The sequence below is a fragment of the Mobiluncus holmesii ATCC 35242 genome, assembly GCF_000185445.1.
In the GTDB taxonomy this organism is placed as follows: Bacteria; Actinomycetota; Actinomycetes; order Actinomycetales; family Actinomycetaceae; genus Mobiluncus; species Mobiluncus curtisii.
This window is the reverse complement of record NZ_GL622346.1, coordinates 1-12,863: the sequence shown is the minus strand read 5'-3', so window position 1 is coordinate 12,863 and position 12,863 is coordinate 1. Positions and strand designations below refer to the sequence as shown.

The window sequence follows — 12,863 nt, the reverse complement described above, 5'->3', positions numbered from 1 at the left end:
TCATCTACCCCAACTCTCAATGCGGGCTGCTGCCGAAGCTGGTCTGGTCAGGGCACTTTCCCAATCAGCTGCATACCGGTCCGGTGGCGCTGAACACACACGCTACCAAAGGATGCGCCTCCAGCCTCGCCGCCACTATTTTTTGGGAGGACGCATCTGGGCACAAAGCGGCAACGGTCGGACCGGAGCCGGAAACGAGAGCTTTCAAAGCCCCCGACTGCTCTGCCGCGACGATAATTTGGGATAGCTCGGGGAAAATGCTTAGGGCTGCGGTCTGCAAATCGTTGTGAAGGTATCCAGCCAGTTCAGCGGGATTCCCATCCAGAGCTGCTAGGAAGTCGGGCGAAAGTGCGGAAGGTAGGGGCTGCGGATGCGAAACCATCCTGTCGAAAGCTTTAAAAACTTCCGGCGTGGACAGACCACGAGGAGAAACCGCCAGGACCCAGTAGCATTTTGTACCGACCGGTAAACTCTGCATTCTGTCTCCGAACCCAAGCCCCAAAGCGTTTCCCCCGGTTAGACCGTAAGGCACGTCCGCGCCCAGTTTCGCCCCCAGAGACTGCAGATCGCTGCTGGTTAATCCCAGTTCGTAAAGCTGGTTCACAGCATATAACACCCCGGCGGCATCGGCTGACCCTCCTGCCATACCACCTGCCACCGGAATATTTTTCTCAATCTTTATGCTGGTGAAGGGCACTGTGGCACCAGTTTCACGCAAGGTCTGAACCGCTTTGAGAGCGAGGTTTTCCGGTCCGTCCAGGTTCTTTGGTCCAGTCAACCCGGGAGCCAGCACGGTATGAACCATATCTGTTTCGCCTGCATCACGGGGTTCTACCGTCAGATATTCTCCCAGGTCCAGGCACTGGAATACCGTCAGTAGCTCGTGTCGTGGCTGCCCAGCAGGACGCTGCCCCACCCGGAGCAGCAGGTTCACTTTTCCGGGTGCAAACACTTTGAGGCGCCGTCCCGGTTCATTCTCGAGAATCCTCACGCCACTCATTTTGTATCATTCGTTCCATAAAGTTTTGCAGCTGCGATTTTCGTGAAGTCGATGACACTGAGACGTTCAGCCCGCAATCCCGGTGTGATTCCAGCCGCTTCCAGCAAATTGGCAGCCGCGTTGGGGGAACCGGCATACCCAGCCAAGGACTGCCGTAACGTCTTGCGGCGCTGCGAAAATGCCGCATTCACAGCCGCGAACACTTCCTGCCGCAACGTTTCGATTGCCTCATCCGTCAAGCCTTCTGCGCTCAGTTTCAGGTCGTCCTTGAGTCGTTGACGCACCTCTAAACGCCGAAACTCCACCACGGTTGAATCCACATTCGGGACAGGATAAAACACATTCCGCCCCACTTTAAAAGCACGCTTCGCTCTGCCCCACCACGCCAGTTTGACGCTGGGAGCCCCGTAATCGCCGTCAGCGACTCCAGCCACCCAGCGATCCGCCACTTCGGCTTGCACCATAACCAGAGCGCTCTCCAGACCTGGCAGTACTTCCAAGAAATGCAGCAACAGGGGGGTGGCGACATTGTAGGGCAGGTTCGCTACCAACCGGTGTGGCGCTGCCCATCCCGTGGGGAGTTCCAGGTCTGCTTCACCAGCAATCTCCAGAGCATCTTGGGTCATGACGCACAAGTCCGCGCTGTTCGCACCATGTTGAGCGACCGTCACCGGGAGGGCAGTAGCCAACCGCTGGTCAATCTCAATAGCGATGACTTTGCAGCCTAGTTCCAACAACGCCAGAGTCAAAGACCCCAGTCCCGGACCAATTTCCACAACCGTGTCGCCGGGGGAAATCCCTGCTGCAGCCGCAATGCGTCGCACAGTCCCCGGATCGGTGACGAAATTTTGACCTTTTTTCTTACTCGGAGATACCTCTAAGAGCGCACAGAGCTCTGAGACATCGCGAGCACCTAACAAAAACACGTCCGAATTTTAGCGCAGACCGAGCTTCCGGGAGCACGCCGGCCACTGTCCCCAACCTGAACGAGCTTGCAGAATTTGAGCCCGGTGGGTCTGTTCTTCTGCCGAAGCCTCCGACGGCAGACCGGAACCTCCTACCGCCCGCCAAGTCGGCAGTGTGAACTGGTACATTCCGTAGAACCCATTGCCTGTGTTCGTATCGGGGCGCCCCCCGGCCTCACAAAATGCCAGTTTGCTCCACACGTCACCGGTCGCGGCAATAGGTTGCGAGGCAGGACGTTTCTTTGTCCCGACCGTAACCTTTTCGTTGACCGGTTGAGTCACGACATTTTCGCTCAAGACTTCTTCGGACGAAACCACACCGTCAATGCTGCGCACTTTCTTGGTGATTTCTTTTTCCCCGGTCGTGCCCTTTTGCGTCACGACCTTTTCATCAGCAAACTTCGAATCATCCTTGATAGTTTCGGTTTCGAACTGAATCGGCTCGCTCACCGTGACGTTTTCTTCCGTGATGCGCTGCACCTGCACGATAGGCGCCACACCGGGGTTAAACAGCACTTGGACGGTGTCCAAGCCGGTCAGCTTCACTTTGTTGCGATCCAGGATGTCCTCGGGCGCGAAGTCAGATTTCGCAGCTTTCATCTGTGCGGTGACCCCATCGTGAACCAACTGATAATTCTCACCCGGAGCAAAGAGTGCCAGGGGTAGACCATGCAAATCTTTGCCGCTGGTGCCCACGAATTGCACCGCTTGACCGTCCCAGAGAGACTTAATCGCCGCACTAGCGGAGTCTTCCGTGGTGTCGACATCTTTCCTGGTGCCGTTGACCATGACAGTTAAGCCACGCGAACTTTCGATAGTAATTTTCATCCCGTTCTTGACGGGGGTCTCGGGGGCAGGAATTACGGAATCTTTAGCACTAAAGCTCACACCGTTTTCAGCCAACAAATCTGATACCGTCGTACCCCAGCCACCGAATTCCTGGACCTTGCCGTCTGCGACCACGGTTGCGGTCTTATGCGCCATAGCAAATGCGGTACCGATACCGGTTCCCAGCACTAGGGTAGCTGCCAACGCGCCCACCAGGGGTATAAAGATTTTTCGCGGACCTCGAGCCGGTTTAATCTCCAGATGACGTGGGGCTCGTTTGGGGGATACGCTCATATTTGCAGTGTTCTCTTCCATCAACAAAAATGTTATCGAATCGTTATATTTTTGTCTAGTTCGTTACCTATTGTACACCTTCAGTTAACAAAAGCCACTGCTTTAACAATTTTAACTTTTCTAACATCCTGGTACTGACTTGAATGAATCCTAGAACCCGTAAACCTCGGTGGCGTTGCGAAAAGTTTGTTCGCGCAGCTCTTCGCTCGTTACCTGGGTCAACTCCGCCAAAAAGTCCGCGGTATGCCCAATCAGATAGGAGGCGTTGGGTCGACCCCGATAAGGCTGGGGCGTCAGATACGGAGCATCAGTTTCAATGAGGCGCAGATGCGCTGGCATTGCCAGGGCACCAGCTTGAATATCCCGATTAGCGGGGTAGGTCACGTTTCCCGCAAAAGACGCATACCACCCATTTTCTGCCAGAATTTCTGCCAATTCCTCGTCCCCGGAAAAGCAGTGAAAAACTGTCTTTTGCGGAGCTCCGCAGCGCTGTAACATTTCTACACAATCCTGATGGGCGTTACGGTCGTGAATCTGCAGGGGTAAATCCAATGCCTTGGCCAACTCGATATGCGCCGCAAATGCTTGCTTTTGCGCGTCCTTACCGGCTTCGGCAGTGCGGAAATAATCCAATCCGGTTTCCCCAATAGCGACCACCGTCTCTGGAAATTCCCGGGCGGTTTGCTCTACTGTCGCCAAGGCGTCATCGAGAGGGGTTTCCTGCCAGACTTCCCGCGTCTGCACCACGTTATCCGGTGCGGTATCCAGAATCCCCAGATGGCGCGGAGCATCGTTGGGGTGAATCGCCACCGCAAAACGCACCATTTCAAAAGCGGAACCGGCTAACCGTTCCCGGTCGGTTGACAGCACCTGGACTTCTGGAAGGCTGCACAGAGAGACAACCACACGCTGAACCCCGGCTTGTACCGCCCGTTCCATTTGTTCTTCAGCACTCAGTCGCACTCCGGTGGAATCGCTAACGTAGTCCCCCGGCAACAGAGGCAGATGCGTGTGATTGTCAAACAATCTGCCGGTACCAAAGACCTGCGCTCCGCCTTCAAAAGGCTCTCCGCTCACCGGCACGGGTGACCACACTTTTGGCTCTGACTTGCGCTTACTCACCTTGAGTCCTCAGAACGTGGGTTACTTTTGCAGCAAATTAGCGTAACGTTCGTATTCCTCCGCGACAACAGACTCATCTAGCTTCTGGAATACTGGAGCTGGTTTTGCCACGGCTTGCCCCACCCGTACCGGATGCCTTTCCCACGTTGGGGCGTTGCGGTAGTCTCCGGTAATAATCGGGTAAGTGCGGTCGCTCCCGTCCTCATTCTTCACGTCTAAATCGACAACTTCTTCAATACGGGGAAGAGGAGCCACGTCCCCAGCCCCACCCAGGACCTTGTCGATAGCGTTTGATGAGGTCGGTAAGAATGGCGACATCATCAGGTTCAAATCTGTCACCACCTGAGCCAGGACATGCAAAATCGTTCCCAGCCGGTCGCGCTGTGACTCGTCTTTCAGCTTGAAGGGCTCCGTGGTGGTGACGTAGCGATTAGCCTCCCCCACCAGGCGCATAATCTCAGCTAGTGCAGCCTTTTGATGATGGCTTTCGATGAGGTCACCCACAGTTTCAAATCCAGCATTGACAGCATCCAAAAGCGCCTGATCCTCAGCCGTGAAATCTCCAGCTGGGGGAATTTCTCCAAATTTCTTGGCAATCATGGAAGCGGTGCGGTTGACCAAGTTGCCCCAGGCAGCCACCAACTCAGAGTTCGTACGGCGCACAAACTCGCTCCAGGTAAAATCAGAATCCTGATTCTCTGGTCCCGCCGCGGAGATAAAATACCGCAACGCATCGACTTGGTAGCGAGACAGCATGTCACGCACATAAATCACAATTCCACGCGAGGAGGCAAACTTCTTGCCTTCCATGGTCAAAAACTCTGAGGAAACGACCTCGGTAGGCAAGTTTAGGACACCCAAGTCGCCAGGTTTCCCGCCGAAGTCTCCACGTCCGTTGTAGCCCAGCATTTCGGCAGGCCAAATCTGGGAGTGAAACACAATGTTGTCTTTGCCCATAAAGTAATAAGACAGGGATTCGGGGTCATTCCACCACTGACGCCAATCCTCTGGGGACTGGCCAAACCGGCGCGCCCACTCGATAGAAGCTGAGAGATAGCCAATTACCGCATCAAACCAGACATAGAGTCGCTTGGGCTGATCCTCCCAACCGGGAATAGGGATGCCCCAGTCAATGTCACGGGTCATGGCTCGCGGCTTAATGTCCTTTAGGAAGTTCTTGGAGAACTTGATGACATTAGGTCGCCAATTGCCGTTCTTTTCACGGTCGTCGAGCCACTCGTTCAAGGCGCGGGCGAGAGCCGGTAAATCTAAAAAGTAGTGGTCAGTTTCCACGAATTCTGGAGTCTCACCATTAATCTTGGAGCGCGGACGAATCAGGTCGGTGGGGTCGAGCTGGTTGCCACAGGCATCGCATTGATCCCCTCGGGCTCCTTCTGCCCCACAGATGGGACAAGTCCCTTCTATGTAGCGGTCGGGAAGGGTTCGTCCGGTGGAAGGCGAAATCGCACCACGAGTGGTCTGCACCTTCATATAACCGTTATCCCGCACCACTTTGAACATGGCACGAACAGTGTCATAGTGATTGCCCGTAGTGGTACGAGTAAACAAATCATAAGACAAACCCAGCTGGCACAGATCCTCCACGATCGCCCGATTGTTTCGGTTCGCCAATTCTCGCGGAGTCAGTCCGGCAGCCTCGGCAGCAACCAGAATTGGCGTGCCGTGCTCATCCGTGCCGGACACCATCAGCACGTCATGCCCCCGCATCCGCATATAGCGGGAAAAAACATCCGAGGGAATTCCAAAACCAGCAACATGTCCAATGTGACGCGGGCCATTAGCGTAGGGCCAAGCGACGGCAGAAAGTATATGTGTCATGACACTATCCTAACGCCGCCGGTAAGTTCCCTAAATCCAATACGCCCACTTCGTGTTGGGATTATTCAGCCACATCCGCCATCCGTAGTGATCTTCGGGCATGGGCGTCCCCGTCCAGATGGGGAAAAAGAACACCGCTGCTGAGAAAATGAACACCAAAATCATCAGGGCAGTGATGAATTCACCTCGTGAAACCTGGCTCAGAGCCGGCACCAGATTGTATCGTCCGGTCCAGTTTTTGTCTTTGGTGATTCTCCAAGCCCCCATCAGCAAGCCCAACAGGTATATCACTGCCATAATCATGAAGGGAGAGATAACCACCGTGTAAAAAGTAAATATGGTGCGATTTGAATACACCAACCAAGGCAACCAAGTGGCCATATATCCAGTAAAAATCAGTCCCGCGCGCCAGTCGAGGAATCCAAAAGCCGCGATGATAATCAGGAAGAACGCCACAAAACCGACCCACCACAGAATCGGGTTGCCCAAAGAATTGACCGCCGCAATGCATCTGCTCGATCCACAATCTCCCGGTACTTCTTGGTAATAAAACGAAGTCGGACGCAACTGCAAAAGCCAACCCCACGGATTAGCCATGTAGGGGTGGGTAGCATCCAGATTGGTATGGAAAACGAAAATTTGGCGATGATAATCAAGCCAATCCGCAACCAAACCGCGATTGGTGTGCCCCCACGCTTGCGAATGAGTGAACCAGCCAATCCAAGAAGCCACGTAAGTGAGGAAAGCAATCGGTACCAGGTTTACAAAGGCGGGAATTCCTCCAGTCAAGACAGACGATCCAATCCACCTTGGCTCGGTACTCCACCGGGCGGATAATTCCCGCAAAAATACAAAAATCCCAAAGACTGCTAGGACATAGAGACCCGACCATTTCACGCTCATCGCCAAACCAAACGCGATGCCTGCCGCAAACAGCCAAGGACGCCACCAACAGCTCGGTCCCCACGCGAGAGAAAAATTGGAAAAAACCGAGGTGCTGCCGGAACCGGTAGACGGGCGTGAGCTACCTCGTGAATTCGCCGCGGTCGCATTTTTTGCACGACGAAATCGTTGCCGCAGCTGTTCAGTACGCCGGGTCGCATCGACACTGGCAAGGGCGGCTATGAGCCGAGGACGATAACTGAGTTGATCGTGAACGACGCACAGCACCCCCAGAAGGATAAACATTTCCAGGATAATGTCCAGGATGGCGGTGCGTGACAGAGCGATTTGCACCCCGTCCAACCCCATCAGAACCGAGGCAAGAGTGGCCATCCTCGCGTTGCCAAACAGCTCCCACACGATGCGGCCCACCAGGTAGACCGCTACCGCTCCCGCTATACAGACCGCGATACGCCACCCAAACGGTTGATTGCCAAACAGCTTAATTCCCAACCCAATCAACCATTTTCCCACGGTGGGATGCACCACGAAAGCACCTTCTAGCGGAGTTTTGAAGCTTCCGGTGAGGAAAGTGGAATCATAGTCTTTGGGCCATTGCACTTCGTAGCCGCGTTTAATCAATCCATAAGCATCTTTGACATAGTACGTCTCGTCAAAAACCAAAGTTTTGATGGCATCTAGGCGCACCACCCGAGTCAAAAACACCAGAATGGATACCACCAGAGGTCCCAACCAACCCCAGAGATATTCTCGATCCCCACGCTCGGGTCGGGTTTGGAAAGCGTTTCCCACATAGGTCAGTCGGTTCTTCCTCGGACGTGGCGGCAAAACCCGGCTGGACGCGGAAGTGTTTCTGTAATCCGGGGTGGCAGGTCGGGGTGGGATATTCACAACCCCAGTTTAATGGAAGAATAGAACCGTGAGCATGGATTATCCCCCGGTGTTTGAGGAAGTGAACCTGGTTTTGGCAGGGACTCCGATTGGAAATGTCGGGGACAGCTCACCACGTTTACGCGAGGCACTTCGCGACGCTGAGGTCGTGGCTTGCGAAGATACCCGCCGAACCCGAGATTTGGCTCACCGCTTGCGGGTTGAAATGTCTGCCCGACTGCTGGCTTATCACGAACATAACGAAGCCACAATGACTCCGGAATTATTGAACTTAGCCCGCGACGGCAAGCAAGTCCTGCAAGTCTCAGATGCGGGAATGCCGGGAATTTCAGATCCCGGATTTCGGCTGGGTCACGCTGCCGGGAACGCCGGAATACCGTTTACGGTTCTCCCCGGACCATCTGCACCGCTACTCGCTTTAGTAGGGTCGGGTTTGCCTACAGATTCCTTTACTTTTGTGGGTTTTTTACCACGTAAGTTCGCCGCTTTGTACCATACGTTACAATCTCTCTCCGCTCGTAACGAGTCCCTGATTTTCTTAGAGTCGCCACGCCGAACCGTTGAGACACTGGACGCTATGGTCCAGGTTTTCGGCGCCAATCGACCGGCTGTGGTAGCGCGAGAACTGACGAAAACACACGAAGAATTTATCCGAGGCACCCTAGAATCTGTGCATTCCGAGTTATGTTCCCGACTTGAGGTTTTAGGTGAAATCGTTATCGTCGTCCAAGGCGCAACCGCCGGGAACGAATCTGCGGATTCAACCCTGCATCTCGATAAGCTGGAACAGCTGGTACAGAATGGGGTGAAGGCAAAAACAGCCGCCAAGCTCATTGCGACCTGGTTCGGAGGCTCTGCGAATGAACTTTTTTCCTCGTACCTTGAGGGGAAAAATGGCTAAGCCCAGACTCCAGGTATGACGGTCGCACAACGGGGGCACTGCCCGGATTCTCCAACTGCGTTTTGAGACACATCGAACCAATCCCGCGCAATGAGCAGATCTCCGCACCCAGGACAAAACGTACTTCCCCCCTCACGGGCGCGCACGTTGCCGGTATAGACAAACCGAACCCCCTCCCCGCACGCGATTTCCCGTGCCCTCTGCAACGTTGTTGCTGGAGTCCGGGGCACATTCCGCATCTTCCAGTCGGGATGAAAAGCCGAGAAATGCAGGGGAACGTCCGGTCCAACATTTTCGACTATCCACTTCGAGAGGTTCCGAATTTCCCCGTCAGAATCGTTGTGACCGGGGATGAGCAACGTGGTCAGTTCCACCCAACACTTGGTTTCGTTGCAAACATAAGCAATAGTTTCCAACACGTCTCGCAAATGCGCACCGGTGAGGCGCCAATAGAAATCTTCTGTAAACCCCTTTAAATCGAGGTTCGCTCCGTCCATTACGGCATACATCTCCCGTCGCGGTTCGGCGCAAATGTATCCAGCACTCACCGCTATCGTCCGCAACTTCTCAGCGTGGCAGGCTCTCGCAGTATCTATGGCATATTCCGCAAAAATCGTGGGATCGTTATAGGTGAAAGCAACTGATTTCGCCCTGTACCGCAGCGCTAAATCCGCGATTTCACCCGGACTAACGCTGGTGGTTAAACGGTCATTTTCTCGAGCCTTGGAAATATCCCAATTTTGGCAAAACCGACAGTTCAGATTGCATCCGGCGGTTCCAAAAGACAGTACTTGAGTGCCGGGCAGGAAATGATACAGCGGTTTTTTCTCGACGGGATCAAGCCCAAAACCGGAACAGCGCCCATAGGTATCGAGTACCATTTCTCGATTTCGAGCCAAACGGGTATAGCAAAAGCCGCGTTGCCCTTCTCGCAACGTGCAAGCGCGTGGACATAAGCCACAGCGAATCCTGCCGTCCTCGCGCCAGGTCCACCACTTTGCGACCCGCCCTCGACATTGTGCACCGATAGTTTTCGATACATCTCCCATAAATCAACCTTAGACTGAAACCATGAAAATTTTTGCGCACCGCGGACTAAACCGAAAAGCACCAGAAAACACCCTGCCAGCATTCCGCCTGGCTCACGAAGCCGGGGTGGAATGGATAGAAACTGACGTTGACATTCTGGGGGACGGCACCGCTGTCATCCTCCACGATTCCACCTTAGATCGCACTACCGACCGCTGCGGTTCAATGTATGACCTGACAGTTGCAGATCTCGACCAGATTTCCGCGGGAGCAAAATTTGGTGACAGCACCAGTTACCGCCATGAGAGGATTCCCCTCCTCACTGACCTTTTGACCTTCCTGAAAGAAAGCCATATGAAATGCAATCTGGAAGTGAAATCTAACGAGGCTGGGGGCGCTATGTCTCGCCGCTTGGTTGACACAGTTTTACGTGAAATCCAGGATGTCAGCCCCACGGAGCTGCTCATTAGCTCGTTTAATCACGTATTTCTGTACCAGATTCATCAGCAACGTCCTGACCTGCAACTAGCGTGCCTGTTCACCAAAGAATGTCTGTGGGAAGACGCAGTTAGCCGCTGTGAACAGGTCGGCGCCACCGCGATTCATCCCGAGGACTCCGGTCTAACCATTGAAATTACGAAACGTCTCCAAGATGCGGGACTGCAGATAAACGTGTGGACCGTCAACGACCCCACCCGTGCGCGAGAACTCGCCAGTTGGGGAGTCGATGGAATTTTTACGGACATTGCTGACGAAATGCGCGCGTCTCTAGGAGACTGAACACACTGAGTTACTTTTTGCGAGGTCAAGCTCCCAGCAAATCTGCCAAAGCAGTCAAGCACGGGGAAGCTCCACCCTCGATACGCAAATCCGCTGCGCGATCGTACATGGTGCGACCCCGATTGATGATTGCCAGTGGGGCTCCTTTGGCTAGTCCTGCCTGCATCACGTACGAGGCTGTCCCCACCACCAACGAAGAACCTACCACCAGCACTACGTCTGCCGCTGCCGCTGCCGCATAAGCCCTGGACATCACCTCCGCGGGAAGTAACTGTCCGAAAAACACGACGGCTGGTTTGAGTAGCCCTCCGCATCGCTCACAAGGCACGGTCTGGAACGTACAGGACTCGGCAGCTTTCCGGTCTGCCACTGCCAGAATAGCAACGTGGGCAGGGTCCAAATCAAGAGGATAGTCCGGATTGGCCTCGGTAAGTCGCTCGTGCAGCGGTTGTCTAGCGGTAACTTCCCCACAATCCACGCATTCCACTCGCACAAAAGAACCGTGCATCTCATAGACCTCTTGGCACCCAGCTTTCAAATCCAAGCCATCAACATTTTGAGTCGCGATGCCGGTCAGCAGCCCGGCACGTTCCAGTCTTGCTTGCGCGAGATGCGCTGGAGCGGGATCAAGGGACAACATGGTTTGCCAGGTTTGGTGATTGCGTGCCCAGACCCAACGCTGCCACACCGGGTCACTGACGAATTGGTCATATTCAACCGAGGGTATCTCAGTGTTACCTTTACCGCGATAATCAGGAATTCCCGTGTCGGTGGACATGCCAGCCCCAGTGACCAGCACGGTCTTTTTCCCTCTCATCCATCCCGCCAGAGTCTCTAGCTGTTGCATCGTGGCGTCGTCGAGAGTTTCCATGGTTTAAGTCTACGACTGTTTTTCCTGCCCGCACTGGAAAGTACTCATTGGCGTTCCATTTCTCGACAAGCACACGAAAATTAGTGTTTGCAACGGTTAAATGCGGGAACCCTGCCGTACGGCAGGGTTCCCGCGAAAGGATTGTAATCAGAGATTAGCGAACGCTCGGAGCAGAGTAAGCAGTTGCATAAGCAATATTCAGCTTAGCGATTGCCGCGTCGCATTCTGCAACGGTGGCTTTAGCCTTGAACCAAACACGCACAGCCTTAGTGATTTCTTTATTCAAAGTTTGGTAGGTGCGGAAGTTCTTGTGGGTCAAGATTTCTTTGTCGCGAGCCACGCGGGTGTTCCAGATAGCCTTGTTCAACAGGTCCTTCACGTAGATGGTTGCGGTATCGGTGGACTTCAAGTCACGGTAGGTAGAGACACGCTCGTAAGTAGCGCGCAGGTCGCTGATAGAGTCGTTCAGCTGGTACACGGTCGCACCGATATTTGCCACCCGCATGATAGCGCGAGTCACGGAGAAGCCGAGCTCTACGTGAGCTTTCTGAATCTTGTAACGCAGATTGTTAGCGGACTTATCAACAGTCAGACCAATCTCAACAATGAGGTGGGTACGAGCCATAATCAAATCCGGGTTTGCCAGGGTCTGGTAGCCTCCTGCGACCACGGCGAGGGACTGGGTCAGCTCGGTAGCAGTTGCGAAGAGCTTATCGAATTCTTTAGACCAATCAGCCTTCGGTTCCTCAGACTGAATTTCCTTGAGGGTCTCTACGGCAGCGTTAATATCGTCAATAGCGCTCTGAGCCTCGGAAGGAGTAAGCTCAGTGGAACGTTCTGCGGTAACAGGAGCCGGGGTCTCCTCTGTGGCAGCGCTTTCGGCAGCCTCTTCCTCTGCTGGCTCAGTGGTCTCTGCATCCTCAGCTTGGTCAGCTGCTTCTACCTCGTCGCTCTGCGGGGCAGCTGCGGCAACAGCATCAGCAGCGGGTTCGGTCACATCAACGGTTGAAACTTCATTGGCAGGAACATCGTCATCAGCCAACGCCGGCAAAATCGTCATACCTGGGATAGCAATCGCAGCGGCTACAGCCAGAGTAACAAACTTCTTGTTCATGAAAATGATTCCCTTCAAAATCGAGTTACATAGTGGTTTCTGCAACCTGCTTAGCAACCTTGCACGCATCAGTTGTTTCAACCTTTGACACATTAACTATAAACACTCTGGATGAAAACTGAAAATTACCTGAGTCTATGTTCGAACAATGAGACTATCAAAAAGGCTCTACCTTGCTATTTACACCCTTGTTTGCTCGGTGTGACATTCTCATCTTCAGCTTAATCTCTGAATTTTTCCTGTAAGAAATGAACCGTCGACTAAATCGACTCACATGTGCTGGTATTACGAGAGGTGTATTGTGAGGTTGGTCGGGTTTGTGTGGT

General features: G+C 53.8%; 11 protein-coding genes. 2 read left to right on the top strand and 9 right to left on the bottom strand.

Features of this window, described 5'->3' with window-relative positions; translation table 11 throughout:
- Window positions 1-64 precede the first annotated feature (64 nt).
- The 6 genes from HMPREF0576_RS00060 to HMPREF0576_RS00035 all read right to left on the bottom strand — a co-directional run bounded on the left by HMPREF0576_RS00060 (window position 65) and on the right by HMPREF0576_RS00035 (window position 7,743).
- The gene (locus HMPREF0576_RS00060; protein WP_004010238.1) at window positions 65-1,000 is read right to left on the bottom strand and encodes a 4-(cytidine 5'-diphospho)-2-C-methyl-D-erythritol kinase; all 936 of its coding nucleotides are present in this window, start codon (window positions 998-1,000) and stop codon (window positions 65-67) included.
- Window positions 997-1,926, bottom strand: coding sequence for a 16S rRNA (adenine(1518)-N(6)/adenine(1519)-N(6))-dimethyltransferase RsmA (gene rsmA / locus HMPREF0576_RS00055; RefSeq protein WP_004010237.1), 930 nt, complete (start codon window positions 1,924-1,926; stop codon window positions 997-999). The genes HMPREF0576_RS00060 and rsmA overlap by 4 nt, the downstream gene beginning before the upstream one ends.
- Window positions 1,927-1,935: 9 nt before the next feature.
- Window positions 1,936-3,108: a resuscitation-promoting factor gene (locus tag HMPREF0576_RS00050; RefSeq protein ID WP_004008467.1), complete on the bottom strand. Its 1,173-nt coding sequence runs from the start codon at window positions 3,106-3,108 to the stop codon at window positions 1,936-1,938.
- Window positions 3,109-3,237: 129 nt separating this feature from the next.
- Complete coding sequence (locus tag HMPREF0576_RS00045; RefSeq protein ID WP_004010236.1) at window positions 3,238-4,209, bottom strand: TatD family hydrolase; 972 nt, start codon at window positions 4,207-4,209, stop codon at window positions 3,238-3,240.
- A gap of 21 nt (window positions 4,210-4,230) precedes the next feature.
- Window positions 4,231-6,048, bottom strand: a complete 1,818-nt coding sequence (gene metG / locus HMPREF0576_RS00040) for a methionine--tRNA ligase (RefSeq protein WP_004010235.1) — start codon at window positions 6,046-6,048, stop codon at window positions 4,231-4,233.
- Window positions 6,049-6,078: 30 nt separating this feature from the next.
- On the bottom strand, window positions 6,079-7,743 hold the full coding sequence (locus HMPREF0576_RS00035) for a dolichyl-phosphate-mannose--protein mannosyltransferase (RefSeq protein ID WP_004010234.1): 1,665 nt from the start codon (window positions 7,741-7,743) through the stop codon (window positions 6,079-6,081).
- Window positions 7,744-7,876: 133 nt separating this feature from the next.
- Between HMPREF0576_RS00035 and rsmI the strand changes: the two genes are divergently transcribed.
- Window positions 7,877-8,743, top strand: a complete 867-nt coding sequence (rsmI, locus tag HMPREF0576_RS00030; RefSeq protein WP_004010233.1) for a 16S rRNA (cytidine(1402)-2'-O)-methyltransferase — start codon at window positions 7,877-7,879, stop codon at window positions 8,741-8,743.
- Here the strand turns inward: rsmI and amrS are convergent.
- Window positions 8,740-9,792, bottom strand: a complete 1,053-nt coding sequence (gene amrS / locus HMPREF0576_RS00025) for an AmmeMemoRadiSam system radical SAM enzyme (protein ID WP_004010232.1) — start codon at window positions 9,790-9,792, stop codon at window positions 8,740-8,742. The two genes, rsmI and amrS, sit on opposite strands and share 4 nt — an antisense overlap.
- A 22-nt stretch (window positions 9,793-9,814) precedes the next feature.
- Here amrS and HMPREF0576_RS00020 point away from each other — a divergent pair, with 22 nt between their 5' ends.
- A complete protein-coding gene (locus tag HMPREF0576_RS00020; RefSeq protein WP_004010231.1) occupies window positions 9,815-10,552 on the top strand; it encodes a glycerophosphoryl diester phosphodiesterase in 738 nt (245 codons plus the stop codon).
- A gap of 25 nt (window positions 10,553-10,577) precedes the next feature.
- Here the strand turns inward: HMPREF0576_RS00020 and HMPREF0576_RS00015 are convergent, their stop codons facing one another.
- Both HMPREF0576_RS00015 and HMPREF0576_RS00010 read right to left on the bottom strand, forming a co-directional pair.
- Window positions 10,578-11,423 (bottom strand): Sir2 family NAD-dependent protein deacetylase, encoded by an 846-nt coding sequence (locus HMPREF0576_RS00015; protein WP_004008474.1) that lies wholly within the window; start codon window positions 11,421-11,423, stop codon window positions 10,578-10,580.
- 154 nt (window positions 11,424-11,577) lie between these two features.
- Window positions 11,578-12,537 carry a CAMP factor family pore-forming toxin gene (locus tag HMPREF0576_RS00010; RefSeq protein WP_004010230.1) on the bottom strand — a complete coding sequence of 320 codons (960 nt, stop codon included), beginning with the start codon at window positions 12,535-12,537 and terminating at the stop codon, window positions 11,578-11,580.
- Window positions 12,538-12,863: the final 326 nt, after the last annotated feature.

Coding starts and splice junctions, on each gene's coding strand:
- HMPREF0576_RS00060 (WP_004010238.1), bottom strand. CDS start 1,000: ATGAGTGGCGTGAGGATTCTCGAGAATGAACCGGGACGGCGCCTCAAA.
- HMPREF0576_RS00050 (WP_004008467.1), bottom strand. CDS start 3,108: ATGGAAGAGAACACTGCAAATATGAGCGTATCCCCCAAACGAGCCCCA.
- metG (WP_004010235.1), bottom strand. CDS start 6,048: ATGACACATATACTTTCTGCCGTCGCTTGGCCCTACGCTAATGGCCCG.
- rsmI (WP_004010233.1), top strand. CDS start 7,877: ATGGATTATCCCCCGGTGTTTGAGGAAGTGAACCTGGTTTTGGCAGGG.
- amrS (WP_004010232.1), bottom strand. CDS start 9,792: ATGGGAGATGTATCGAAAACTATCGGTGCACAATGTCGAGGGCGGGTC.
- HMPREF0576_RS00020 (WP_004010231.1), top strand. CDS start 9,815: ATGAAAATTTTTGCGCACCGCGGACTAAACCGAAAAGCACCAGAAAAC.
- HMPREF0576_RS00015 (WP_004008474.1), bottom strand. CDS start 11,423: ATGGAAACTCTCGACGACGCCACGATGCAACAGCTAGAGACTCTGGCG.
- HMPREF0576_RS00010 (WP_004010230.1), bottom strand. CDS start 12,537: ATGAACAAGAAGTTTGTTACTCTGGCTGTAGCCGCTGCGATTGCTATC.